Annotated in this window: 21 protein-coding genes; 8 read left to right on the forward strand and 13 right to left on the reverse strand. The window is 73.0% G+C overall.

The genetic code is table 11. From position 1 onward, the window contains the following. The first annotated feature begins 154 nt into the window (after positions 1-154). The 3 genes from ACZ6Z8_RS23895 to ACZ6Z8_RS23905 all read left to right on the forward strand — a co-directional run bounded on the left by ACZ6Z8_RS23895 (position 155) and on the right by ACZ6Z8_RS23905 (position 2,544). The gene (locus tag ACZ6Z8_RS23895) at positions 155-1,279 is read left to right on the forward strand and encodes a uroporphyrinogen-III synthase (RefSeq protein ID WP_465612099.1); all 1,125 of its coding nucleotides are present in this window, start codon (positions 155-157) and stop codon (positions 1,277-1,279) included. After that, positions 1,279-1,983, forward strand: coding sequence for a sirohydrochlorin chelatase (locus ACZ6Z8_RS23900; RefSeq protein ID WP_465612100.1), 705 nt, complete (start codon positions 1,279-1,281; stop codon positions 1,981-1,983). Before ACZ6Z8_RS23895 ends, ACZ6Z8_RS23900 begins: the two co-directional genes overlap by 1 nt. 87 nt (positions 1,984-2,070) lie before the next feature. Beyond that, positions 2,071-2,544, forward strand: a complete 474-nt coding sequence (locus ACZ6Z8_RS23905) for an SLATT domain-containing protein (protein WP_465612101.1) — start codon at positions 2,071-2,073, stop codon at positions 2,542-2,544. Between the two features lie 46 nt (positions 2,545-2,590). On the opposite strand, the gene ACZ6Z8_RS23910 is transcribed toward ACZ6Z8_RS23905, so the two are convergent. Together ACZ6Z8_RS23910 and ACZ6Z8_RS23915 are read right to left on the reverse strand one after the other, a co-directional pair. Further along, positions 2,591-4,657, reverse strand: a complete 2,067-nt coding sequence (locus tag ACZ6Z8_RS23910; RefSeq protein ID WP_465612102.1) for a phosphocholine-specific phospholipase C — start codon at positions 4,655-4,657, stop codon at positions 2,591-2,593. Positions 4,658-4,844: 187 nt separating this feature from the next. Next, positions 4,845-5,765, reverse strand: coding sequence for an alpha/beta fold hydrolase (locus tag ACZ6Z8_RS23915; RefSeq protein ID WP_465612103.1), 921 nt, complete (start codon positions 5,763-5,765; stop codon positions 4,845-4,847). 65 nt (positions 5,766-5,830) lie between these two features. Between ACZ6Z8_RS23915 and ACZ6Z8_RS23920 the strand changes: the two genes are divergently transcribed. Together ACZ6Z8_RS23920 and ACZ6Z8_RS23925 are read left to right on the forward strand one after the other, a co-directional pair. Next, the gene (locus ACZ6Z8_RS23920; RefSeq protein WP_465612104.1) at positions 5,831-6,433 is read left to right on the forward strand and encodes a TetR/AcrR family transcriptional regulator; all 603 of its coding nucleotides are present in this window, start codon (positions 5,831-5,833) and stop codon (positions 6,431-6,433) included. A gap of 65 nt (positions 6,434-6,498) precedes the next feature. Beyond that, positions 6,499-6,912: a helix-turn-helix domain-containing protein gene (locus ACZ6Z8_RS23925; protein WP_465612105.1), complete on the forward strand. Its 414-nt coding sequence runs from the start codon at positions 6,499-6,501 to the stop codon at positions 6,910-6,912. A 59-nt stretch (positions 6,913-6,971) separates the two neighbouring features. Here the strand turns inward: ACZ6Z8_RS23925 and ACZ6Z8_RS23930 are convergent, their stop codons facing one another. From ACZ6Z8_RS23930 to ACZ6Z8_RS23940, 3 genes are all read right to left on the reverse strand, one after another. Then, positions 6,972-7,574 carry a ClpP family protease gene (locus tag ACZ6Z8_RS23930; RefSeq protein ID WP_465612106.1) on the reverse strand — a complete coding sequence of 201 codons (603 nt, stop codon included), beginning with the start codon at positions 7,572-7,574 and terminating at the stop codon, positions 6,972-6,974. A 1-nt stretch (position 7,575) separates the two neighbouring features. Continuing rightward, entirely contained in the window at positions 7,576-8,208 is a 633-nt protein-coding gene (locus tag ACZ6Z8_RS23935; RefSeq protein WP_465612107.1) for a ClpP family protease, read from the reverse strand. Between the two features lie 178 nt (positions 8,209-8,386). Further along, positions 8,387-9,310 carry a phosphorothioated DNA-binding restriction endonuclease gene (locus tag ACZ6Z8_RS23940; RefSeq protein ID WP_465612108.1) on the reverse strand — a complete coding sequence of 308 codons (924 nt, stop codon included), beginning with the start codon at positions 9,308-9,310 and terminating at the stop codon, positions 8,387-8,389. Between the two features lie 40 nt (positions 9,311-9,350). On the opposite strand from ACZ6Z8_RS23940, the gene ACZ6Z8_RS23945 reads away from it, so the two are divergent. Continuing rightward, positions 9,351-10,586, forward strand: coding sequence for an MFS transporter (locus ACZ6Z8_RS23945; protein ID WP_465612109.1), 1,236 nt, complete (start codon positions 9,351-9,353; stop codon positions 10,584-10,586). Here the strand turns inward: ACZ6Z8_RS23945 and ACZ6Z8_RS23950 are convergent. Together ACZ6Z8_RS23950 and ACZ6Z8_RS23955 are read right to left on the reverse strand one after the other, a co-directional pair. Next, positions 10,542-10,739: a DUF397 domain-containing protein gene (locus ACZ6Z8_RS23950; RefSeq protein ID WP_465612110.1), complete on the reverse strand. Its 198-nt coding sequence runs from the start codon at positions 10,737-10,739 to the stop codon at positions 10,542-10,544. The genes ACZ6Z8_RS23945 and ACZ6Z8_RS23950 overlap by 45 nt on opposite strands. Before the next feature lie 13 nt (positions 10,740-10,752). Continuing rightward, positions 10,753-11,604, reverse strand: coding sequence for a helix-turn-helix domain-containing protein (locus ACZ6Z8_RS23955; protein WP_465612111.1), 852 nt, complete (start codon positions 11,602-11,604; stop codon positions 10,753-10,755). A 159-nt stretch (positions 11,605-11,763) separates the two neighbouring features. Here ACZ6Z8_RS23955 and ACZ6Z8_RS23960 point away from each other — a divergent pair, with 159 nt between their 5' ends. Then, positions 11,764-12,090 carry a hypothetical protein gene (locus ACZ6Z8_RS23960; protein WP_465612112.1) on the forward strand — a complete coding sequence of 109 codons (327 nt, stop codon included), beginning with the start codon at positions 11,764-11,766 and terminating at the stop codon, positions 12,088-12,090. Positions 12,091-12,837: 747 nt separating this feature from the next. Here the strand turns inward: ACZ6Z8_RS23960 and ACZ6Z8_RS23965 are convergent. Next, positions 12,838-14,433: a purple acid phosphatase family protein gene (locus ACZ6Z8_RS23965; protein ID WP_465612113.1), complete on the reverse strand. Its 1,596-nt coding sequence runs from the start codon at positions 14,431-14,433 to the stop codon at positions 12,838-12,840. A 118-nt stretch (positions 14,434-14,551) separates the two neighbouring features. After that, on the reverse strand, positions 14,552-15,418 hold the full coding sequence (locus ACZ6Z8_RS23970) for an S-methyl-5'-thioadenosine phosphorylase (protein WP_465612114.1): 867 nt from the start codon (positions 15,416-15,418) through the stop codon (positions 14,552-14,554). 224 nt (positions 15,419-15,642) lie between these two features. On the opposite strand from ACZ6Z8_RS23970, the gene ACZ6Z8_RS23975 reads away from it, so the two are divergent. Further along, positions 15,643-16,350: a transglycosylase family protein gene (locus ACZ6Z8_RS23975; protein WP_465612115.1), complete on the forward strand. Its 708-nt coding sequence runs from the start codon at positions 15,643-15,645 to the stop codon at positions 16,348-16,350. Between the two features lie 72 nt (positions 16,351-16,422). Here ACZ6Z8_RS23975 and ACZ6Z8_RS23980 read toward each other — a convergent pair whose 3' ends face one another. The 4 genes from ACZ6Z8_RS23980 to ACZ6Z8_RS23995 all read right to left on the reverse strand — a co-directional run bounded on the left by ACZ6Z8_RS23980 (position 16,423) and on the right by ACZ6Z8_RS23995 (position 21,949). Then, a complete protein-coding gene (locus tag ACZ6Z8_RS23980; RefSeq protein ID WP_465612116.1) occupies positions 16,423-18,360 on the reverse strand; it encodes an APC family permease in 1,938 nt (645 codons plus the stop codon). A gap of 372 nt (positions 18,361-18,732) precedes the next feature. Next, positions 18,733-20,331, reverse strand: a complete 1,599-nt coding sequence (locus tag ACZ6Z8_RS23985) for a multicopper oxidase family protein (protein ID WP_465612117.1) — start codon at positions 20,329-20,331, stop codon at positions 18,733-18,735. An 89-nt stretch (positions 20,332-20,420) separates the two neighbouring features. Next, complete coding sequence (locus ACZ6Z8_RS23990; RefSeq protein WP_465612118.1) at positions 20,421-20,876, reverse strand: hypothetical protein; 456 nt, start codon at positions 20,874-20,876, stop codon at positions 20,421-20,423. A gap of 185 nt (positions 20,877-21,061) precedes the next feature. Next, positions 21,062-21,949, reverse strand: coding sequence for a LysR family transcriptional regulator (locus ACZ6Z8_RS23995; protein WP_465612119.1), 888 nt, complete (start codon positions 21,947-21,949; stop codon positions 21,062-21,064). Between the last annotated feature and the right edge of the window lie 58 nt (positions 21,950-22,007).

The following is a 22,007-nucleotide window of genomic DNA, read 5'->3' on the forward strand; positions in this document are numbered from 1 at the left end:
CGCCCGTGTTGCGGGCGCGGTACGCCTCGCTCACACCGCCCGGCCGCCAGGGTGCGTTCCCGGACATCTGCCGTAACCGCGGCGGCACTTTCGCTTACCGGCGGGTGACGGCCGGGCAATGCCCCCGTAACACCCGCGGCGGAGGCTGGCCCGCATGGCAGCGACCCCCACCCCGCCAGGACCGCTCACCGGCTTCACCGTCGGCGTCACCGCCGCGCGGCGCCGCGAGGAGCTCACCGCCCTGCTCGCCCGGCGCGGCGCCCAGGTGGTCGAGGCACCCGTGCTGCGCATCCTGCCGCTGGCCGACGACCTCGCGCTGCGCGAGGCCACCGACCGCTGCCTGGCCGCCCCGCTCGACTACGTGGTCGCCACCACCGGCGTCGGCTGGCGCGGCTGGATGAGCGCCGCCGAGGGCTGGGGCCGGGGCACGGCCCTCGCCGAGGCCTGCCGGGGCGCGGTGGTGCTCAGCCGCGGCCCCAAGGCCACCGGGGCGGTCCGGGCCAGCGGCCTGGACGAGCGCTACTCCCCCGCCACCGAGGCCACGGACGAACTGCTCACCTGGCTGCTCGCCCGCCCGCTGGCCGGGTGCCGGATCGCCGTCCAGGAGCACGGCGTCCGCCTCGACGCCTTCGCGGCGGCGCTGCGCGAACGCGGCGCCGAGGTGATCTCCGTCCCCGTCTACCGCTGGGCCCCGCCGGAGGACCCGGGCGCGGTACGGAAGCTCCTCGACCAGACCGTCCGCCGCCAGGTGCACGCCCTCACCTTCACCAGCGCGCCCGCCATCACCGCCCTGCTCGCCACCGCGCGGCACGAGGGACTGTACGAGGAACTGCTCGACGCGCTGCGCGCGGACGTGCTCGCGGTCTGCGTCGGCGCCCTGTGCGCGCGGCCGCTCACCGACCTCGGCCTGCCCGCCGTCCACCCCGAACGCGGCCGGCTCGGCGCCCTCGTCCGGCTGCTCGCGGACACCCTGCCCGGCCGGACCCGCCGCGAAGTCGACGTCGCCGGGAAGCTGTTGACCCTCCAGGGCAACGCCGCCCTGGTCGACGGCGAGAGCCACTGGCTCAGCCCGCGCGGCGCGGCGGTGCTGCGGGCGCTCGCCGAACGCCCCGGCCGGGTGCTCAGCCGCGCCGACCTGCTGCGTGCCGCCTGGCCGGACGCGGCGGCCGACGAACACGCGGTCGAGGCGGCGGTCGGCCGGCTCCGAGCGGCCCTCGGGCCGCACGCCGCCCTGATCCGCACCGTCCCCAAACGCGGCTACCGGCTGGCGGCGGGCTGATGGCGCCGGTGCTGCTCGCCGTCGCCCACGGCAGCCGCGACCCGGCGGCCGTCACCGCAACTCGCGCCCTGCTGCGCCTGGTTCGCTCGCTCCGCCCGGAACTGACCGTCCGCTGCGCCTTCCTGGACCTCGCGCGGCCGTCCCTCGCCGAGGCGCTCGCCCAACTGTCCGGCGCACGGCCGATCCTGGTCCCCCTCCTCCTCGGCACCGGCTACCACGTCCGGGTCGACCTGCCCGCCGCGCTCGCCGCCGCCGACCTCCCGCCCAGCCATCTCGCCCGCGCGCTCGGCCCCCACCCCCTGCTCGCCGAGGCCCTCGCCAACCGCCTCACCGAGGCCGGCGCCTCCGCCGACGCACCCGTGGTCCTGGCCGGGGCCGGCTCCTCCGACCCCACCGCCCTCGCCGACACCGACCGGATGGCCGAACTCCTCGCCACCCGCCTCGGCCGTCCCGTCACCCCCGCCCACCTCTCGGCCGCCACGCCCACCCCCCACCAGGCGGTGGCCGCCCTCCGGGCGGCCGGCCACCCCGCCGTCGCCCTGGCCACCTACCTCCTCTCCCCCGGCTTCTTCGCCCGCCGCGCCGCCACCACCCCGGCCCGCTGGACCGGCGCCCCCCTGGCCGCCCACCCCGCCGTGGCCCGCCTGATCCTCCACCGCTACGACCTGGCCCGCGCCGCCACCGGGCTCCTGACGGCCGCCTGAGTCGCGGAAGCCGCACCTCGGCTACCGTCTGCCTGATCCCGCACGCGGCCTCGGACCGCAGCACGGGGAGACGACGAGGGGGGAACGGTGCAATCGAACGACGGACCGGGCGCGGGGCTCACCCCGCAGGAGACGGCTGCGCTCCTGCTGGGCAAGATCCGCCAGGGCCACGACTACGCCCGCGGGAAGAAGGAGCAGTTCCGTCGGCGCGCCTCCGTGATCAAGCTGCTGACGCTGGCGTTCTCCGCGGCCTCCACCATCTTGCTGGGCCTGCAACGGTGGACGGACCTGGCGTTCGCCCTGGTCGCCCTGGTGACGGCCCTGGCGGCCGCCGAGCCGTTCTACAACTGGCGCTCCCGGTGGGTGCTGATGGAGGAAGCCCAGTACCGCTTCCGGCGGCTCGCCGACGACCTGGAGTACCTGGTCGCGTCGACCGCCCCCGAGGAGCTGGAACGTCCCCGCCTCGACGCCGTCTTCGACCGGTACCAGGCGGTGTGGGACGACCTGAGCCGCACCTGGCTTGAGCAGCGCCGCGAGGCCGTACCGCCGTCGAGCGCCTGACCGGCCCCCGGCCCCCGGCCCGGCGGACCGGGGGCCGAGCCGGTCGTCAGCCGGTGACGCTCGCGGAGCCCGTCTCGATGTGCCCGGCGGCCTGGCGGATCCACGCCGGGTCGCTGCTGACGGTCACGGTGAAGTCGTACCAGCCCTGCGCGATGGTGACGGCGTTGAAGTAGTCCCTGACGGTGGCGCCGGGGGCGACCTGGTAGGTCCAGCTTCCCGTCCGGTAGTTGCCCGCCGTGATGGTGAAGGTGACGGCACTGGTGCCGCTGTTGGTCATGGTGAACCAGACCGCCGGGTCGCCGGTGTCCGGCGCCGAAGCGTAGGAGGTGGTGGCCTCCGCCGTCCCGCCCGCCGTGGTGGCGTTCCCGGCGAAGCGGCGCAGGGTGCGGTTGGGCCCGAGGACGGTGAAGTCGTACTGCCCGTTGCCGTAGCCGGCGCCGATGTCGAAGGAGTCGCGGGCGCTGCCGTCGGTGCCGGTGGCGGCGTCGTACGGGGCGACGGTGTACTGCCAGGGGCCGCCGTTGCGGTAGGCGTTGGCGTAGACCGCGTAGTGCGCCCAGGCGGTGGCCTGCGGGCCCTGGTTGGCCAGGTCGATCCAGAGCCGGGTCCGGCCGTCGGTGCCGGTCTCGATCCGGTCGACCCAGGCGTTGGGCTGGTAGGGCAGGGCGCGGGCGGGCTTGGTGCCGGGCTCCTGGGTGGGCATGGCGTTGGTGCCGGGGCTCGGGTTGATCTGCAGGTTGGCGGCGGCCTGGCCGAGGGTGGCGCTGGTGTCGGGCAGCGCGGGCAGGCCGAAGACCGGGTTGGTGAAGTCGAAGGCGCCGGTGAGGTCCCCGCAGACCCGGCGGCGCCAGTCGCTGATGTTGGGGCAGACGGCGGGGGTGCCGAGGGCGGCCGTCCAGGTCTCCAGGAAGCGGATGACGCTGGTGTGGTCGTAGACCTGGGAGTCGACCCAGCCGCCGCGGGTCCACGGCGAGACCACGATCATCGGGACGCGGAAGCCGAGGCCGATGTTGGTGCCCTTGCAGAACTCCCCGGGGGTGCCGGCCGGGGCGACCGGCGGGGGCACGTGGTCGAAGAAGCCGTCGTTCTCGTCGTAGTTGAGGAACAGGGCGGTGGAGTTGAAGACGTCCGGGTCGGCCGCCAGCGCCTGGAGCACCAGGTTGACGAAGTGGGCGCCGTTCTCCGGCGGGGCGTCCGGGTGCTCGGAGAACAGCTGGCTGGCCACCACCCAGGAGACCTGGGGCAGCGTGCCCGCGAGCGCGTCGGCCCTGATCGCGGCGGCGATGTCGTCCGGGGTGGAGCCGGTGCTGGGCACCGAGCCCATGCCGCGCCGGGCGAGCGGGCTCGAACTCGGCGCGCCGGTGAACTGGTTGAAGTAGGCCAGGCCGTTGTCGCCGAAGTTGTCGTGGGCGTTCTGGTAGACCTTCCAGCTGACGCCCGCGTTCTGCAGGGTCTCGGCGTACGTCTGCCAGTGCAGGCCCGACTCGGAGCCGCCGTCGTAGGCCGGACCGCCCGCGGTGGCGCCCGGGTCGATCGTGCCGGACCACAGGTAGGTGCGGTTGGGGCCGGTGGCCGAGAGGATCGAGCAGTGGTACGCGTCGCAGATGGTGTAGGCGTCGGCCAGCGCGTAGTGGAACGGTATGTCCTCACGGGCCATGAAGCCCATGGTGCGGTCCGAGCCCTTGGCGGCGACCCAGGAGTCCATCTTCCCGTTGTTCCACGCCTTGTGCTGGGTGGACCACGAGTGGTCGAGCGAGCCGTCGCACTGCGCCAGTTGCTCGGCGCTGACGCCCCACCACCAGGTCTTGGTCTTGCTGAGCTGCCACGGGTACTGCCGCCCGCTGCCGTTGGGCTGCTCGAACACGCTGGTGCCGCCCGCGATCCGGAGGGCGGTCCGGTCGCCGAAGCCGCGCACGCCCTTCAGCATGCCGAAGTAGTGGTCGAAGCTCCGGTTCTCCTGCATCAGCACCACGACGTGCTTGACGTCGCGGATCGTCCCCGTCGTCGTGGCGGACGCGCTCGGCAGCGCTGCGGGCAGGGCGGTGTCCAGCCCGATGGCCGCGCCGAGGGCGGCGGCCGAGCCGAGGAAGGTACGACGGGTGACGGGTGACAAGGTGAGGCCTCCGGGATGTGTGGACAGCTCCGCCTCCGGGCGACCGTTCGGTAGCGGAACGACTACCGAACGGTAGCGGGGTGGCTGAGAAGTTATACCGGACGGCCGGCGGCCGGGAGCCCGCGCCCCCGCCCGGCCACGGACCGCCGGGCCGCGCCCTTCACAGCTCCCGTGGCTCCCGCGCCGTTCACAAATCCCGTGGCTCCCGCGCCGTTCGCGAATCCCGCGCGACGGCGCCGATGAACTCCAGCAGCCGTTCGTTCACCACCTCAGGCTGCTCCAGGTTCAGCCCGTGCCCGGCCCGGTCCACGATCTCCGCCCGCACGCCCGGGATCAGCGCCGTCACCCGCTCCACCACCTGCCGCGGCCGCAGCAGCGCGCTGCGCCTGCCCACCAGCACCAGCGCGGGCAGCCGGACGGAGGCCAACTCCTCGTCGGTGAACGGCCGGGCCGGCGGTCGGCCGCCCGGCTTGTAGCTGCGCATGGCGAGCATCAGCGGCGCGATCATCTCGCGCGGCGCGCTGAGCGCCGGATTGGCCAGCAGCCGGCCGACCGCCGGGCGCAGCGGCGGCGGGGCGAGCATCCCGAACAGGCCGGCGACCATGTGGACGTAGAAGCGCGCGGGCACCTTCTCGATCCCGCCCGGGTCCAGCGAGGTGACGGAGGCGAGCCGTTCGGGCCCGTGGACGGCCTGGTTGAGCGCCAGCCAGCCGCCGTACGAGACGCCGACCAGGTGGACCCGGTCCAGCCCGAGCCCGGCGAGCACCTCCCCGAGCCAGGCCGCGTTCTCCCCCGAACCGGCCGCGACGGCCCGCTGGACGCTGCGGCCGGGGTCGTCGAGGGTGTCGACCGCGTACACGGGGTGGTGCGCGCCGAGGGCGGCGATCTGCGGGTACCAGTTGGACGGGTGCCCGGCGTGGCCGTGCAGCAGCACGATCGGCTCGCCCTCGGTCGGCCCGTAGTGGTGCACGTGAACGGTGCCGTAGCCGGTCTCGACGTCGAGTTCCCGGCGCGGGCCCGGCCACAGCCCCATCGCCCGGTCGTAGGCGTCGAGGAACTTCGCCCTCGCGGCCTCGCTGGTGAAGTGTCCGACGCTGGTCCTGGTCATGATCCCTCCCGGTTTGGTGATATGGTTGTACCACAAAAACATCCGGAAGGAACCGAAGGAACCCGATGCCGAAGCTGGTGGACCACGAGGAGCGGCGGGCCCACATCATCGACGCCCTGCTCCGCTCGGCGGCGAGCAGCGGCCTGCACTCCGTCACCATGCGCTCCGTGGCGGTCGAGGCGGGCGTCTCGGTGCGGCTGGTCCAGTACTACTTCGACACCAAGGAACAACTGCTCCTCGCCGCCATGACCCGCCTGACCGCCCGCATGGGAGAGCGGGTCCAGCGCCGCGTCCGCGCCATGGGCGTCGGCACCGACCCGCGCGGCATCGTCGAGGCCGTCCTGCTCGAAGCCGTCCCCACCGACGAGGAGAGCCGGGCCTTCCACCTCATCCACACCGAGTACGCCGTCCTCTCCGTCACCGACCCCGCACTCGCCGGACAGGAGTTCCTCGCCGCCCCCGACGAGATGGAGGCCTTCTTGGTCGCCCAGCTGACGGCCGCCCGAGGGGCCGGAACCGCCGACCCCCGCCTGGACGCCCGACAGGAGGCCGTCGTCCTGCTCGCCGTCTCCGCCGGCCTCGGACTGAGCGTCCTGCTCGGCCAGCGCACGGCGGACGACGCGGCCGCCGTCCTCCGCTACCACCTCGGCCGGATCTTCCCGGGGTAGGCCACTTCACCCAGGGCAGAACGCCGCACCCTTCCCCCCGCGCCCCGAATCCCTAGGCTGAAGGGGTGAGCACTCAAGCGCCGAACGAAGTCCGCGTCATCCCGCTGCGCCCGCAGACCTCGCCGCCCGGTTCCGGTGCGGCGAGCCCCGCCCCGCAGGCACCCGCGCCGAAGGAACCCCTGTGGCGCGACCTCGTCGGCGACGTCCTGCGCCGCGAACGGCTCGCCCAGGAGCGCACGTTGAAGGACGTCGCGGAGACGGCCCGGATCTCGATGCCGTACCTGTCCGAGCTGGAGCGCGGGCGCAAGGAGGCCTCCTCCGAGGTGCTCGCGGCCGCCGCCAAGGCCCTCGGTCTCGGCCTCGGCGACCTGCTCTCGCTCGCCCAGGACGAGCTGGTCCGGCACAACACCCGCAGCCGGGGCGCCCACCGCCGCACGGCACCGTCGGCGCGGACCAACGGCCTCTGCCTGGCCGCCTGAGGAGGAAGCCGGCGGCCGGTACACCCCCGTCGTACCGGCCGCCGGTCCTGCCACCCGGATCAGGTGAACGCGAGCCGCCGGCTCAGCACCTCGTCCGCCAGCCCGTACGCGACGGCCTCCTCGGCGGTGAGCACCTTCTCCCGGTCCATGTCCGCGCGCAGCGTCGCCACGTCGTGCCCGGTGTGCCGGGACAGCACCTCCTCCACCTGCGCGCGGATCCGGACCATCTCCTTCGCCGCGAGGCTCAGGTCGGAGACCATCCCCCGCCGCCCGCCGCTGGCCGGCTGCCCGAGCAGCACCCGCGCGTGCTGGAGCACGAACCGCCGCCCGGGATCGCCGCCCGCCAGCAGCACCGCCGCCGTCGACGCCGCCTGGCCGACGCAGAAGGTGGAGATCGGCGCCTGCACGAAGGTCATCGTGTCGTAGATCGCCATCAGCGAAGTGAACGATCCGCCGGGCGAGTTGAGGTAGATCGAGATCTCCCGCTCCGGGTTCTCCGACTCCAGGTGCAGCAGCTGCGCGATGACCACGTTCGCCACCCCGTCGTCGATCTCGGTGCCGAGGAAGATGATCCGCTCGTTCAGCAGCCGGCTGAAGACGTCGTAGGAGCGCTCGCCCTGCGCGGTCCGCTGGACGACGTACGGAACCGTGTACGACCCCATGTCACAACCCCATCCGTGGACGCGACGAGGCCGGCCGGATGTCGGCCACCGACTCCACCACCCGGTCCACCAGCCCGTACTCCACGGCCTGCTCCGCCGTGAACCAGCGGTCCCGGTCGCCGTCCCGCCGGATCGTCTCCTCGTTCTGCCCGGTGTGCTCGGCGGTGATCCGCTCGATCGCCCGCTTGGTGAACTCCAGGTTCTCCGCCTGGATCTCGATGTCCGCGGCCGTCCCACCGATGCCCGCCGAGGGCTGGTGCATCATGATCCGCGCATTGGGCAGCGCGAAGCGCTTGCCGCGCGCCCCCACCGTGAGCAGGAACTGCCCCATGCTGGCCGCGAAGCCCATCGCCAGCGTCGACACGTCGTTCGGGATCAGCCGCATGGTGTCGTAGATCGCGAGCCCCGCCGTGACCGCGCCGCCCGGGCTGTTGATGTAGAGGCCGATGTCGCTGCGCGGGTCCTCCGCCGACAGCAGCAACAGCTGCGCGCACACCCGGTTCGCCGACACGTCGTCGACCTGCGTACCGAGCAGCACGATCCGCTGCGCGAGCAGCTGCGCCGCGAGGTGATCGTCGAAGGCGCTGGGCGGGGTGTCACCCTGCTCCGCGCGGGGCGCGTCGAATGGATTCATCTGGTCCCTCCTCGTCGAACCGAAGATGCCGTCCACCCCACTCTCACCCCCGATCGCACCCGCGGCCCGATTTCTCTGCCCGCCGCAGATTCGCCGAGGGCAGAGCCGTCCGGCCCCTGTGCGTGACCCACGACCGTTTGCCGTCCCCGGCGGGCGGCCCGAGTCGGGCCGGGCGGACTCAGCGGTTCTCGCCGACCGACCGTCGACCCCACTCCTCCGATCGGCGCGGGGCGCCGCGGAACACCTCCCGGGCGTGCCACTCCCGGTGCCGGTCCGCGACCGGCGGGTTGCCCGGCTGAGGACCGATCACCGGCCGTCCCGCGAGCGCGAGCACGTGCTGCCGGCTGGCCTCGCTGCGGCCGACGAACCGCTGGGAGACCAGGATCCGGCGCCCCTCCCCCACGCCCAGCACGCCCTTGTCGAAGAGCTTGTGGTGAAGCGAGCACAGGCACAGCCCGTTGTCGACCTCGTCCGGCCCGTCGTGCGACCACCAGCGCACGTGGGCGGCCTCCAGGCCGACCGTGGTCGCGCCGAGGGCGCCGTCGTAGCCGCAGAACGCGCACTGGAACTCGTAGGCGGTGAGTATCAGTTCACGCATCCTCCGGTGCCGCTGCCGCCGGACCGCACCTCGCACCGTCCCGGCCCCGGCCTCCTCCAGGTCGAGCCCGACGGCCTCGCAGAGGTCCTCGTGCAGCGAGGACGGGAAGTGGGCGTCCAGCAGCACCCGGGCCATCCGGCCCAGCAGCGCCGGCTCCCGGCCGAGCGCCGCCCGCAGGTCGGCCGCGAGCCGCCCGGTGGCCCCGCTCGACCGCAGCACCCCGATTCCGGTGCCGGGACTCCCCGGTCCCCGGTCGGTGCGGACCTCCCACACGCCGTCGCTGACCAGGTGGTGGAACGGGTACGCGGGTGTCGTCGCGTGCGCCGGCCCGTACTCGACGAGCAACCGCTTCAACTCCTCCTCGACCGCGCTGTAGCGCAACTCCCCGTCCGCGTCCCGCTGGTAGCTACCGAGCGCGTAGAGCAGCAACAACGGTTTGTGCGGCGCGCGGACGCCGTTGTTCGTCCAACGCCTCAGCCCTGCCACCTGATCAAGCCAGTCCATGCCGGTCAGGGTAGTGGCGGGCGTTGTTAGCCTGATCGACATGCTGATGAGAAGCCCGGATTCCGGTGCCCAACGGGCGCTGATCACCGCCAGTTTCGTCAGCAGGGTCGGCAACGGCCTCTTCAACACCGCGGCAATCCTGTACTTCACGCTGGTCGTGCACCTGCCCGCCGCCCAGGTGGGAGCGGGTCTGACGATCGCCGGCCTCTGCGGCCTGGCGGCCGGCGTACCCGCGGGGAACCTGGCCGACCGGTACGGCCCGCGCACGGTCTGGCTGGCGGCCCTCCTCCTGCAGGCGGCCACCATGGCGGCCTTCGTCCTCATCGACAGCTGGCTCGCCTTCACCCTCGTCGCCGCCCTGGACCGGCTGGCCGCGACGGCGGCCGGCGCCGCGGGCGGTGCGCTCATCGCCCGGGTCGGCGGCGAACGCCCGGCCGCCTTCCGGGCCCGGCTGCGGACGTTCGTCAACCTCGGCGTGGTCGTGGGCACTTCGGGCGCGGCGGTCGCCCTCCAGATCAACACCCGCCCCGCCTACACCGCGCTGATCCTCGCCAACGCCGCCAGCTTCGCCGGAGCCGCACTGATCGCCCTCCTGGGCGTCCCGAACTACCGGCCGCTGCCCCGGCCGAAGGAACACCGCCAGTGGTCCGTGCTGGCCGACCGGCCGTACGTGACCTTCGTCGCGCTCTACAGTGCGATGGGGCTGCAGTACCAGGTCATCTCGCTGCTGCTGCCGATCTGGCTCAGCACCCACACGGATGCGCCGCGCTGGACGGTGGCGGCCGTGTACGCGATCAACAGCGTGGTGTGCGTGCTGCTGCAGAGCAGGCTCGGGTCGAAGGTGGAGACCCCGCAGCAGGGCGGCCGTGCGTTCCGCCGCGCGGGGCTCCTGTTCCTCGCCAGCTGCCCGCTGATGGCGCTGACGGCGGACGTTCCGGCGTGGGTCGCACCGGTGCTCACCGTCCTTGCGGTGTGCATCCACAGCGTCGGAGAGGTGTGGGAGTCCTCCGGCGGCTACGCGCTCGGGTTCGGGCTCGCCCCCGACCACGCCCAGGGCCAGTACCAGGGCTTCGTCGGCATCGGCTTCGACGCGGGCCAGGCCCTGGCACCTCTGGTCCTCACCGGGGCGGCACTCGCACTGGGCCACACCGGCTGGCTCCTCCTGGGCGCCCTGTTCGCGGCCGTGGGCACAGCAGGCCCCCCAGTGGCCGCGTGGGCCGAGCGCACCCGGCTAGGTCGTCAGGTGGTCGAACTCCCCCGCCTTGACCCCGAGTAGGAGCGCACGGAGCGCGCCGGGCGTTGTGTCGATGATGACGTCGGGCTCATCGCTCTCGCGGAGCTTGACACCTCGGCCGGGGGCTATGGCGAGATATACGCAGTTGGCGGTGTCGCCGCTGAATGAGGACTTCTGCCAGCTATGGTCGGCCATGATTGCTCCCGTTTCAAATGTCCTGAGCGATACGGCTGATGAGGTCGCGGGAAGCGTCAGGCATGAGCGCACTCGCCTCCAATCGGTCCAGCACGGCTCGATACTTGATCAGCTGCGGCTCGGTGTCAATGAACTCGAAGCGGTCCCCGTCCACCTGCACGCTGTCCAACCGGGGGATCTCGGCGGCGAAGTACACGATTCCGGCGCCGGAGCTGGGGTAGCTACCGGTGCCGAACGGGATCACTCGCAGGTTGATGTGCGGGTACTCGCTCATTCTCAGCAGGTACTTCAGTTGATCGCGAGCAACCTCTGGCCCACCGAAGCCCATGCGCAAGGCGGTCTCATGGACGACGGCCGACAACGGGACCGGCTGCTCGCCGTACAACACCGCCTGTCGCTTGATCCGATGAGAGACAAGGTGCTCCACTTCGGGCGGCGACAAGGGCGGGACCACATCACGGAAGAGCGCACGAGCGTGCTCGGCGGTCTGGAGAAGTCCGGGGATGTGGATCACTGTGGCGATCCGCATCGAGTGCGCGTGGTGCTCGATCTCCGCCAGGTCGAGCGCTCCGGCCGGCAGGATCTCGCGGTACTCATCCCACCAGCCCCGGGTGCGGCCACCGGTCATGTGGGTCAGCGCCTCGATCAGGGCCTCATCCGCGCAACCGTAGAGACGTGCCAGGCTCCGCACCCGGTCCGCGCTCACCGGGTATCCGCCGGATTCGATGTTGCTGATCCGGGACTGCTGAGTACCGTGCAACTCCCCGGCCCGCGTGACCGACAGCCCAGCCTGCTCGCGCAGCCGGCGCAGCTCCGTGCCGAGTCGCCGCTGCCGGATACTCGGCGGGATCTTGCTGGGCGGCATCCGCTTGTCCCCTTTCCCTGCTCGCCATTCACTCCATGGAGTGGCAGTGCCATGAATTACCCAAGAGCGGTGGACTACATACTACCGACTGGCTACTTTGATTGTGCGTCAGGTCCGCCCCGCTGTGGCGCTCAACTCCCTTGCACGTAGGAGAATTCCATGACTGCTGCGCCCTCGCCAAACCCCCGCATCCCGTTCGACCAGGAGCTGTGCGGGCTCGTCGTCGACACCGCTCCCCGGCTGTTCGCCGTCGTCCAGGTGTGCGACGACGGCCACGCGGATGCCGACGGGTGGGTCGCGGCCTGGGGGCTCGTCGACCACGCCGGGTCGACGCACGTGATCAGCCTCGACGGACGGGCCCGCATGACCCTCCCCTCGCCCGAGCGCGCCCTGCGCCACTTCGCCAGCCGGCCCGGCATCACCGCGCGCCTGGTCTGGCTCGCCCAGCCGGACACTGCCGCCATCGACCGCCCCGCGGCCGCCTGACGCCGGTCCGCCCTCTGCGTAGGAAGTCGGCCCGCCCGACTTCCTGTGCAGAGATCCCGGCCCTTCCCGAGCGAAGAAAACACGTTGTGGCCCAAGAGCCGACGTTGTAGACAGGTGGCGATGACGATCTTTCATTGCGCAGCCTGCGGTGAGGCTCTCACGTCCGCCCTCGAACTCCTTCCGGCCGTTCCTGCTCGGCATCTGTTCGACGGGGTGCTCGTGGACGGTCGGCGGCAGGCCGCGTCCACCGTGTCCCGCGGCCACTACGCCGTCGACCCGGAGCCACACGGGCCGCCGTTCGTGCCCGCCGAGAACCAGGACGGGTCTCCGCCCGCCTATCCCGGCGGCCCGTGCATCAGCAACGTCGACGGAGTCGTGGTCGTTTCGGCCGGACCGCGGAACACCTTCGTCCTGCACCCCCATGACGCGCCCGGCCTCACCTGGCACACGACACCGGGTGGACCCTTCGGCTGCTGCGGAGCCCCCGGCGACGGCCCGCCCAACCAGGCCTGTCGGTGCGGCGCCGTGGTCGGAAGCGTGATGTCGGACTGCTACACACCCTATGAGCTGCACCTGCTGCCCGACGCGGTTCGCGTGGCCTCGTGCCCTGACCCTGCGGGGCTTCCTCCACACCTGCAGCCTGCCGGAGGCCGGCACCCGCGCCCCGCGAGCTGAGGGGGGCTGCGTCCCGGCCACCGACACCCGGCAGGGCCCGCCGCGCCGAGACGGCGCGGCGGGCCAGGCTGATCAGCGCCGGGCGGCGGCGCGCTCGTTCCGGGAGTCGGAGTCCTCGTCGTCCCCGTCCCACCCGTCGCTGCGGTCGCGGTACAGCGTGAAGCGGTCGTACAGCACCGGCGTCGGAACCGGGTTCGCGGCGGTGGCCGGCACGGAGTGGTAGTAGGAGACCGTGATGGTGGTCCGGCCGCCCGGCACCAGCCCCGGGTCGACGTCGAAGACGGCGACGCCGTAGGGGTGGGTGGTGTCGGGGTCGGTGACGGCCGACCAGTGGGCCTTCTCCTTGGCGTCCGGGTCGGCCTTGAAGGTGAGGCGCTGGGTGCGGACGGTGGCCTCGCGCACGCCGTTGCCGTCGGCCGGGAGGTAGACGTCGTCGTGCCCGGCGGTGCCGCCGCCGCCCAGGATGAGGTGGACGGTGCCCTGGGAGGTGTCGATCTGCCGCAGGTCGTCGTCGACGACGGCCGGGGTGAGCAGGCCGCCCGGTTCGGTGCCGCGCACCGGGTGGGTGCGCTCGTAGTCGTGGTCGTGCCCGGCCAGGACGAGGTCGACGGAGTAGCGGTCGAGCAGCGGGAGCAGCTTCTCGCGGATGCCCATGTCGCCGCCGTGGCTGGCGGCGGAGGAGGACATCGCGAACTGGTGCAGGTTGACGACGATCCAGTCGACCGACCGTCCGCCCCTGGCGCGCGACAGGACCCGCTCCAGCCAACGGAGTTGGGCGCCCTCGCTGTAGTCGCTGATGTAGATGGACCGGCCGGTGGCCGGGTCGAGGCTGGCGTCGTCCTCGACGGCGATCTCGTTGCCGTCCAGGCTGACGAACAGCACGGAGCCGACCTGGAAGCTGTACCAGTTGCCGCAGTGGTCGCGGGTGCCGTTGTCGGGCAGTTCGAAGCGGGTCAGGTAGGAGGCGTACCCGAGGTCGCCGCCGCCGGCCTCGACCTCGTGGTTGCCGGGCGCGGGCATCCAGGGCCGGTTGGCGGCCGACGTGGCCATGTTGTTCATGAACGCGTTCCAGGCCTGCGGCTGGAGCTGCGGGTTGTTGTTGGCGTACGCGAGGTCGCCGTTGAGCAGGTGGAACAGCGGGCCGAACTGTTCGACCTGGCGGACGGCGGCGGCGCCGTGGATGGACGACTTGCTGAACGCCTTGTCACCGGTGCCGAGGTCGCCGAAGCTGGTGAACCGGAAGGCGGCCCGGCCGCGGGCGGGGGCGGTGCGGAAGGTGCCGCGCACCGGCTGGGCGCCGTCGTGCAGCACCTCGTAGACGTAGGTGGTGTCGGGGCGCAGCCCGTCCAGGCGGGCGTGGTGGGTGTACGTCTCGACCTTGTTGAGCCCGTCGACGTAGCTGCGGCTGGACGCGTCGACGCTGCGGCCCGCGCCGCCGCGCGGGGTGCCGATCCGCACCCGGGGGCGGCTGACGGAGGCGGCTGTCGCCCAGGAGACGGTCATCTCCCGGGACGGCTCGTTGCCCCACTGGAGGTGGATCTGCTCCGGGCCGGGGGTGCCGGCGACGGCCGGCTGGGTCCACAGCAGGGTGGACGCGGGCAGGGCGGTCAGCGCGCCGACCGCCGTACCCGTCCGAAGGATCGTTCTGCGCGAGGGATGTGCCACCACTGCCGGGCCTCCTGGGCTTCGAGAAACGCCCAGGAGGCTCCCAGCCGGGGGGTACGTCCGGACCACGGTCGAACGTTCGCTCGGTGAACGGAAGCTGAACGCTGGTCCGGACGAGGAGTCAGCCCGCGGCCCGGCCCTCCCCCACCCCTGGCAGCCCGGTGACCACCCCGTCCAGCGCGTGCGAGCAGACGCAGTCCCGCTCGGCGGGCAGCCGCTCCAACGCCTTGAACAGCACCGTGCGCAGCCGGTCGACGTTGCCCGCGAAGACCTCCAGCACCTCCGCGTGGGTCACCCCGTCCCCGCTCTCCACCCCGGCGTCGTGGTCCGTGACCAGCGCCAACGAGGCGTAGCAGAGTCCGAGTTCGCGCGCGAGTACGGCTTCCGGGTGCCCGGTCATGCCGACCGCCGACCAGCCGTTGGCGGTGAACCAGCGGGACTCGGCCCGGGTGGAGAAGCGCGGGCCCTCGATCACCACCAGCGTCCCGCCGTCCACCGGCTCCCAGGCCGACTCGCGCCCCGCCTCCAGGACGGCCCGCCGGCCGGCCGGGCAGTACGGGTCGGCCATCGGCACGTGCACCACCTCGGGCACCGTGCCGTCCGGCAGCGGCTGCCCGTCGTAGTAGGTCTGCACCCGGCCCGAGGTGCGGTCCACGAACTGGTCGGGCACCAGCAGCGTGCCGGGCCCGTACTCCTCCCGCAGCCCGCCCACCGCGCACGGGCCCAGCACCTGCCGCACGCCGACGGAGTGCAGCGCCCACAGGTTGGCCCGGTAGTCGATCCGGTGCGGCGGGAGCCCGTGGCCGCGCCCGTGCCGGGGCAGGAAGGCGACCCGGCGGCCGGCCACCTCACCCACGAACAGCGCGTCGCTGGGCGGCCCGTACGGCGTGTCGACCCGCACCTCGGTCACCTCGTCCAGCAGCGCGTACAGCCCCGAGCCACCGATCACACCCAGCTCGGCCCGTGCCGTTACCTGATCGATCGTCATCGCCCGTTCACACCCTTCGTCGAGAGGCGGTCCCGGCCACTCTAGGAGGAGGCCGTCGAGGAGGGGTACGGCCGGATGGCCGCGGGCCGCCGGGGTGGTCCGGGACGGCCGAGCGGGTGACCTCCCGGACGTGTCGGCGGCGATGCGCCCCACTCGGCGTGCCTGGGTGGGAACGCGCCGCCTCCGGGCGGTGCACGCCCTGTCCCCGGACCTGAGAGCCGCCCATGCCTTCCACCGCCCGTCTCCGCTGCTTCGTTCCGACCGCGCTCTGCGCCCTCGCCGTCGCCCTCGCCGCACCCGCGGCCCACGCCGGTCCCCCGGGCGGCGACAGCGGGACCGACCCCGGCGGGAGGACGGACGGCGGCCGGTACGACTGGGACCGGGTGGCGGCCTGCGAGAGCAGCGGCAACTGGCACATCAACTCCGGCAACGGCTACTACGGCGGGCTCCAGTTCGACCAGCCCACCTGGCGGGAGTACGGCGGCCTCGCCTACGCCCCGCGTGCCGACCTCGCCGGACGCGAGGAGCAGATGGCCGTCGCCCAGCGCCTGGCCGACCGCCGCGGCCTCTCCCCCTGGCCGGTCTGCGGTGCCCGCGCCCTCGGCGGTCACGGCCAAGGCCAGGGCAACGGCCGCGGCCACGGGGCCGTCCGCAACCGCCAGAACGCCTCCGACCAGGAGGCCGCCACCCGTGACCACGAGCGTGACAGCGTCCTGCCCCCGCCCGCCGGCGCCCCGAGCGGGGACGGCGGGAGCGGCGGGGCCGGCGGGGACGGCCAGTGGACCGTCCGGGAGGACGACACCCTGGACGGGCTCGCCACCGCCCTGAACCTCCCCGGCGGCTGGCCCGCGCTCTACGCCCTCAACCGTTCCACCGTCGGCGACGACCCGGACCTCATCCAGCCCGGCCTGGTCCTGCGCCTGCCCTCCTGATCCCACGGGAACGCCTCGGCCCGCCCCATCCGGACGGATGGGGCGGGCCGAGGCGTTCGAGCCGGACTCCGGTCAGCCGACGTGCACGCGCGGGCGCTTGGTACGGTCCGGCTCCGCCTCCCGCAGCACCTCGCGGGTGACCGGGGCGACCTCGCCCTGCCCGAACAGGAAGAACCGCAGGAACTGGGCGAAGGGGTTGCCCTCGGTCCACTCGAAGTACAGGTGCGGCCGCTGCCCGGTGCGGTCCCGGACGGTGAGCGCCAGGGCGGCGATCGCGTTCGGGATGCTGGAGCTCTCCAGGGTGAGCACCCGGTACCGGCCGTGCAGCACCTCGCCGCGCACGGTCAGCTCGGACTCGAAGTCCGAGGCGTCCCGGACCGTCACCTCGACGAAGACCAGGTCGTCCTCGCCGGGGATGTCGTTGTCGGCGCGGATCTGCCGGATCTTGTCGCGGTACTCGGCGACGTCCCGGTTGGTCGGCTCGTTGGCGATCAGGCGCAGCGGCCGGTGGGCGTAGTCGCGGATGAAGCGCTCGGCCGTCTCGTCCAGCACGACGTCCGTGACGCGCAGCTCGAAGGCGCGCTTCAGGCGGGAGAGCAGCGAGACCAGGATGATGCCGGCGATGAAGCAGGCACCGATCTTGACGCCGTCCGGACGCTCCATGGTGTTCAGCACGGTGGTGTACAGGAAGACCGCCGCGATGATCCCGAAGCCGATGGTCCAGCCGCGCTGGCGCTTCTTGTAGGCGGCGATGGTGACGGCGATGGCCGCCGAGCTGATCAGCACCAGCACACCGGTCGCGTACGCGCCGCCCTGGGCGTCGACGTCGGCGTCGAACAGCCAGGTGATCAGGAAGCCGACGACGGTCAGGACGATCACCATCGGGCGCACGGCGCGGGCCCAGTGCGGGGCCATGCCGTAGCGCGGCAGGTAGCGGGGCAGCAGGTTGAGCATGCCCGCCATGGCGGAGGCGCCGGCGAACCACAGGATGGCGATGGTCGACAGGTCGTAGACGCTGCCGAAGCCGCCGCCCAGGTACTGGTGGGCGAGGTAGGCCAGGGCGCGGCCGTTGGCCTGGCCGCCGCTCTCGAACTCATTGGCCGGGATGAGCAGGGTGCAGATGAAGCTGGTCGCGATCAGGAACGTGCTCATGATCACGGCGGCGGTGGTGAGCAGCTTGCGGGTGCCGCGGATCCGGCCGACCGGGTTCGCCTCGGTGTCGCCCGCGTCGCCCTTGATGTGCGGCATCACGGCGACACCGGTCTCGAAGCCGGACATGCCCAGCGCGAGCTTCGGGAAGACGACGAGCGAGACGCCGATCATCACGAAGATGTTGCCGTGCTGGGTGGTCAGCGCGTTGGACCAGTCGGTGACCACGTGCGGCGCCTGGATGATCTTCCAGATGCCGACCGCGACGACCACCACGTTGAGCGCCAGGTAGACCCCGACCAGGCCCACGGCCAGGCCGATCGCCTCGCTGAAGCCCTTGAGGAAGACCGCACCGAGCAGGGCGACCAGGATCAGCGTGATCAGCATCTGCTTGCCGCCGAGGACGCCCGTCAGGTGCGGGTTCTCGACCAGGTGCGCGCTGGCGTCGGCGGCCGAGAGCGTGATCGTGATGATGAAGTCCGTCGCCGCGAAGCCGAGCAGGGCGAGGACGAACAGCTTGCCCTTCCAGAACGACAGCAGCCGCTCCAGCATCGCGATCGAGCCCTCGCCGCGCGGGCTCTCCTGGGCGACCCGCCGGTAGACCGGCAGCGCGCCCAGCAGGGTGACGAGCACCAGCACGATCGTGGCGATCGGCGACAGCAGGCCGGCCGCGAGGGCGGCGATGCCCGGCTGGTAGCCGAGCGTCGAGAAGTAGTCCAGACCGGTCAGGCACATCACGCGCCACCACTGCTGACCCGTGTGCGCAGCGTGACCGAGGTCGGCGGAGTCCCCCGGCTCCTCACCGTCCTGCCGCGCCCGCTCGGCCTCGGCCTTCTTCGCGGCGGCTCGCTCCGGCGACATGTCCTCCAGGAGCCAACTGCGGAGCCGTATTCGCGCCGACGACGGGTCCTCCGTCGTCGTCTCCGTCGAACCCGACGAAACCACCTTGCACCTCTTGTTCAAGACCCCGTAAAAGCGCCGTCGGGCGACGGCAGTGCGCCAGGCTATGCGACGGCCGTTAAGGTCACGTCATCGGCCCGCGTTAAGAAAACGTCATGGATCCGCAGGTCGGGGTGGGTGGCACGGTGCGGCGGGGCATCGGACGGGCTCCGCACAGGCACCCGACGGGCACCGGGCGGGCTCCGCGCGGGCATCGGGCGGGCCTCCGCGCGGGGGCCGGTGCCGGGGCGGGGGTGCGCTCCGCCGCCCCGGCGTCTCGGATCCCGGACGGGGTTACGCCTGGTAACCGAGAACGGTCATCATGCCGGTCTCCGAGTGGTACACGTTGTGGCAGTGCACCATCCACAGCCCCGGGTTGTCGGCGTCGAAGTCGACCGCCAGGGTCGTGCCCGGCAGCACGATCGCGGTGTCCTTGCGCGGGCCGTCGGCGCCCAGCGCGAAGCTGTGCCCGTGCAGGTGGACGGGGTGCCACATGCTCGTGCTGTTGCGGAACTCCAGCCGCACCCGCTCGCCCGCCGCGACCGGGTAGCGCTGCGCCGGGTCGTAGGTGCGGCCGTTGAACGCCCAGTCGGCCTTCGCCATGCCGCCGGTGAGCTCCAGTCCGACCGTGCGGTCCGGCGCCTTGGCGGGCAGCCGGACGCTCGGGTCGGCCTTCAGCTGCCCGGCGGTCAGCAGCCGGCCGTCCAGCTCGGCCGGGCGCACCGCGGCGTCGGGCGCGGCGCCGCCGCCGGTGCGCAGCAGGGCCAGCGCGGTGGCGTTCTTGCCCTCGGCGAGGGCGGTCAGCGGGAAGACGCCGTCCTTGACGGTGACCAGCACGTCGTAACGCTCGCCCATGCCGAGCAACAGCGCCTGGGTGGTGGCCTGTTCGACCGGGAAGCCGTCCGTGTGGGTGACGGTCAGCTCGTGGCCGCCGAGGGCGACCCGGTAGGCGGTGTCACCCCCCGCGTTGATCAGCCGGATCCGGATCCGGTCGCCGGGCTTGGCGGCGAAGGTCTCGGGGGCGCTCGGCAGGCGGCCGTTGACCAGGTGGAAGGGGTAGGAGACGTCGCCCGCGTCGCCGCCCAGCAGCGGACTCACCGCGCCCATCAGCATCCTGGACGGGCCGGTGGCCGGGGTGGCCGTGCCGCCTCCCATGTCCATCCCGGGCATGCCGTGCGACGAGTGGTCCATCCCGCCCATGCCCTTGGCGAGTTCGGCGAGCACGGCGTCCGGGGTGCTGCCGTCGACCCCGTCCACCCAGTCGTCCAGGACGACGACCCACTCCTTGTCGTAGCGCAGCGGCTCCTTCGGGTCCTCGACGATCAGCGGCGCGTACAGGCCGCGGTCCTGCTGGACGCCGGAGTGCGGGTGGAACCAGTAGGTGCCGGGGTGGGAGAGCGCGAAGCGGTAGTCGAAGGAGGCGCCGGGCCTGACCGGCTCCTGGGTCACCCCCGGCACGCCGTCCATGTCGTTGCGCAGGGCGAGGCCGTGCCAGTGCAGCGAGGTGGGCTGCGGCAGGTGGTTGGCGAGGGTGACGGCGAGCGTGTCGCCGAGGGTGGCGCGGACCTCCTGGCCGGGCAGGCGGTCGCCGTACGCCCAGCTGCGGACGGTCCGTCCGCCGAGGTCGAGGGTGGTCTCGGTGGCGGTGAGCGCGACCTTGCGCTCGGGGCCGGGCTTGCGCTTCGCCTCGGCGGCCGAGACCTCGGGGCCGTTCGGGGCGACGAAGCCGGTGGGCGCGGCGGCCGGGCCGGTCGGCCCGTGGTTCATGGCGCCGTGGTCCATGCCCTTCATCGAGTCCGGGTCGGAGCCCGAGCCGGAGCAGGCGGCGATCAGTCCGGTCCCGGCGGCGGCGAGCGCGGAGGCCAGAACGGTACGACGGGTGGGTGTGCGCATGACGGAGTGCACCTCGTGCAGTGGTGTGGGCGTGCGGGACATCGCGTCGGCCGTTCCGTGCACCCGGGCACGGGACGGCGGACGCGCGCCTACTGACGCAGCACCGAGAGTCTGCTGAGGAGTATCCGGCCGCCCCCGGGCGGCGGCAGCGCCCGAACCGCCCGCAGCAGCCGCGCCCGCACCTCGGCGGCGGCGTCCCCACTGCGGCGCACCAGCTGACCGGCGACCAGGAGCACCAGCGTCCAACCGGCCAGCACGGCAAGGCAGACCGCCATCGGGTCCATGGCGTCGGCAGCGGCGGGGTCCACCACTGCGTGCGCGGTCCCGCCGGCCACCGGGTGGTGTCCGGCCACCGGGTGGTGCCCGGCCACCGGGTGGTACCCGGCCACCCCCTGCGCGGCTATCTGCCGCGGACCGTGCCCGCTGTGCCCGCCGTGCCCACTGCCCGGGTGGCCCAGCGTGTGCATCGTCACGATCCCGAACAGCAGCGCCGCGAGCAGCAGCAGCCGCGCCACCGGCGAACCACACGGCCGCTCCTGCGCCATGCCCCGCCTCCCGCGACCGCCTCGCTCCGCCATTTACCCCCACAGGGTATCCCGAGCCACCCCCGACCACCGACCTGGGGCTCCGCGTACGCCGGACCGCGTCCCGCCCGGATCAGGCCGGAGAAGCCCGAGGACAACGACACGGCCGGGCCCCTACGCCTGCCGGGACCCCTGCGAAGGTGCCCCTACACCTGCCGCACCGCCGCCGCCAGGTGCGTACGGAACCAACGCTGGCCCGGATCGGCCGAGTTGCGCGGGTGCCAGGCCATTCCCAGCTCCAGCGGCGGGAGTTCGAGCGGGATCGGAAAGGTCCGCAGGCCCAACGCCTCGAAGGTCCGCGGCAGCCAGTCCCCCGGGCCGAGGGTCACCAGGTCGCTGCCCCCGGCCAGCAGCATCGCGCCGGTGTGGCTGGGCACCACCACCGCGACCCGGCGGCGCAGCCCGCGTTCGGCCAGCGCGGTGTCGATCGGCCCGTGCCGCCGGCCCCGCCGGGAGACCCCGATGTGGTCGGCGGCGGCGAACCGCCGGGCGGTGATCCGCCCCTCGAACAGCGGGTGACCGCTGCGCGCCACGCCCACCACCGGCGCGGTGACCAGGGGCCGGGTGCGGACCTCCGGATCCAACTGCCCGAGCACGCCCACCTCGACGTCCACCACGCCCTGGCGCAGTGCCGGTCCGCCCTCCATGGCCTCGGGCAGGAACACCACGTCCACGCCGGGCGCCTCGGCGCGGATCCGTTCGGTCAGCGGGCCGGCCACCCGGACCAGCACGGCGTCACCGGCCTGCACGGTGAAGGTCCGCTCCAGGTGCGCCGGGTCGAAGCCCGCGCCGGGGCGCAGCAGGTTCTCGCAGCCGCGCAGCAGGTCCGCGACCTCCTCACGCAGTTCGAGCGCCCGCGGGGTCGGCACCAGGCCCTGCCCGGCCCGCACCAGCAACGGGTCGCCGACGGCCCGGCGCAGCCGGGCGAGCGTCCGGCTCACCGCCGCCGGTGAGGTGCCGAGCCGCTCGGCGGCCCGGGTGACGCTGTTCTCCTGGAGCAGGGCGTCCAGGGCCCGTAGCAGGTTGAGGTCCATTCATGGCTCCTGAACTGCGGTTTTGCGCTGTGGTCAATGATCCCGTGCCAATCCTTGC

The organism is Kitasatospora sp. NPDC101108 (assembly GCF_055584725.1).

Coding starts and splice junctions, on each gene's coding strand:
- ACZ6Z8_RS23975 (WP_465612115.1), top strand. CDS start 15,643: ATGCCTTCCACCGCCCGTCTCCGCTGCTTCGTTCCGACCGCGCTCTGC.
- ACZ6Z8_RS23915 (WP_465612103.1), bottom strand. CDS start 5,765: ATGACCAGGACCAGCGTCGGACACTTCACCAGCGAGGCCGCGAGGGCG.
- ACZ6Z8_RS23950 (WP_465612110.1), bottom strand. CDS start 10,739: ATGGCCGACCATAGCTGGCAGAAGTCCTCATTCAGCGGCGACACCGCC.
- ACZ6Z8_RS23990 (WP_465612118.1), bottom strand. CDS start 20,876: ATGGCGCAGGAGCGGCCGTGTGGTTCGCCGGTGGCGCGGCTGCTGCTG.
- ACZ6Z8_RS23995 (WP_465612119.1), bottom strand. CDS start 21,949: ATGGACCTCAACCTGCTACGGGCCCTGGACGCCCTGCTCCAGGAGAAC.
- ACZ6Z8_RS23970 (WP_465612114.1), bottom strand. CDS start 15,418: ATGACGATCGATCAGGTAACGGCACGGGCCGAGCTGGGTGTGATCGGT.
- ACZ6Z8_RS23940 (WP_465612108.1), bottom strand. CDS start 9,310: ATGGACTGGCTTGATCAGGTGGCAGGGCTGAGGCGTTGGACGAACAAC.
- ACZ6Z8_RS23935 (WP_465612107.1), bottom strand. CDS start 8,208: ATGAATCCATTCGACGCGCCCCGCGCGGAGCAGGGTGACACCCCGCCC.
- ACZ6Z8_RS23930 (WP_465612106.1), bottom strand. CDS start 7,574: ATGGGGTCGTACACGGTTCCGTACGTCGTCCAGCGGACCGCGCAGGGC.
- ACZ6Z8_RS23980 (WP_465612116.1), bottom strand. CDS start 18,360: ATGTCGCCGGAGCGAGCCGCCGCGAAGAAGGCCGAGGCCGAGCGGGCG.
- ACZ6Z8_RS23955 (WP_465612111.1), bottom strand. CDS start 11,604: ATGCCGCCCAGCAAGATCCCGCCGAGTATCCGGCAGCGGCGACTCGGC.
- ACZ6Z8_RS23920 (WP_465612104.1), top strand. CDS start 5,831: ATGCCGAAGCTGGTGGACCACGAGGAGCGGCGGGCCCACATCATCGAC.
- ACZ6Z8_RS23985 (WP_465612117.1), bottom strand. CDS start 20,331: ATGCGCACACCCACCCGTCGTACCGTTCTGGCCTCCGCGCTCGCCGCC.
- ACZ6Z8_RS23895 (WP_465612099.1), top strand. CDS start 155: ATGGCAGCGACCCCCACCCCGCCAGGACCGCTCACCGGCTTCACCGTC.
- ACZ6Z8_RS23960 (WP_465612112.1), top strand. CDS start 11,764: ATGACTGCTGCGCCCTCGCCAAACCCCCGCATCCCGTTCGACCAGGAG.
- ACZ6Z8_RS23945 (WP_465612109.1), top strand. CDS start 9,351: ATGCTGATGAGAAGCCCGGATTCCGGTGCCCAACGGGCGCTGATCACC.
- ACZ6Z8_RS23900 (WP_465612100.1), top strand. CDS start 1,279: ATGGCGCCGGTGCTGCTCGCCGTCGCCCACGGCAGCCGCGACCCGGCG.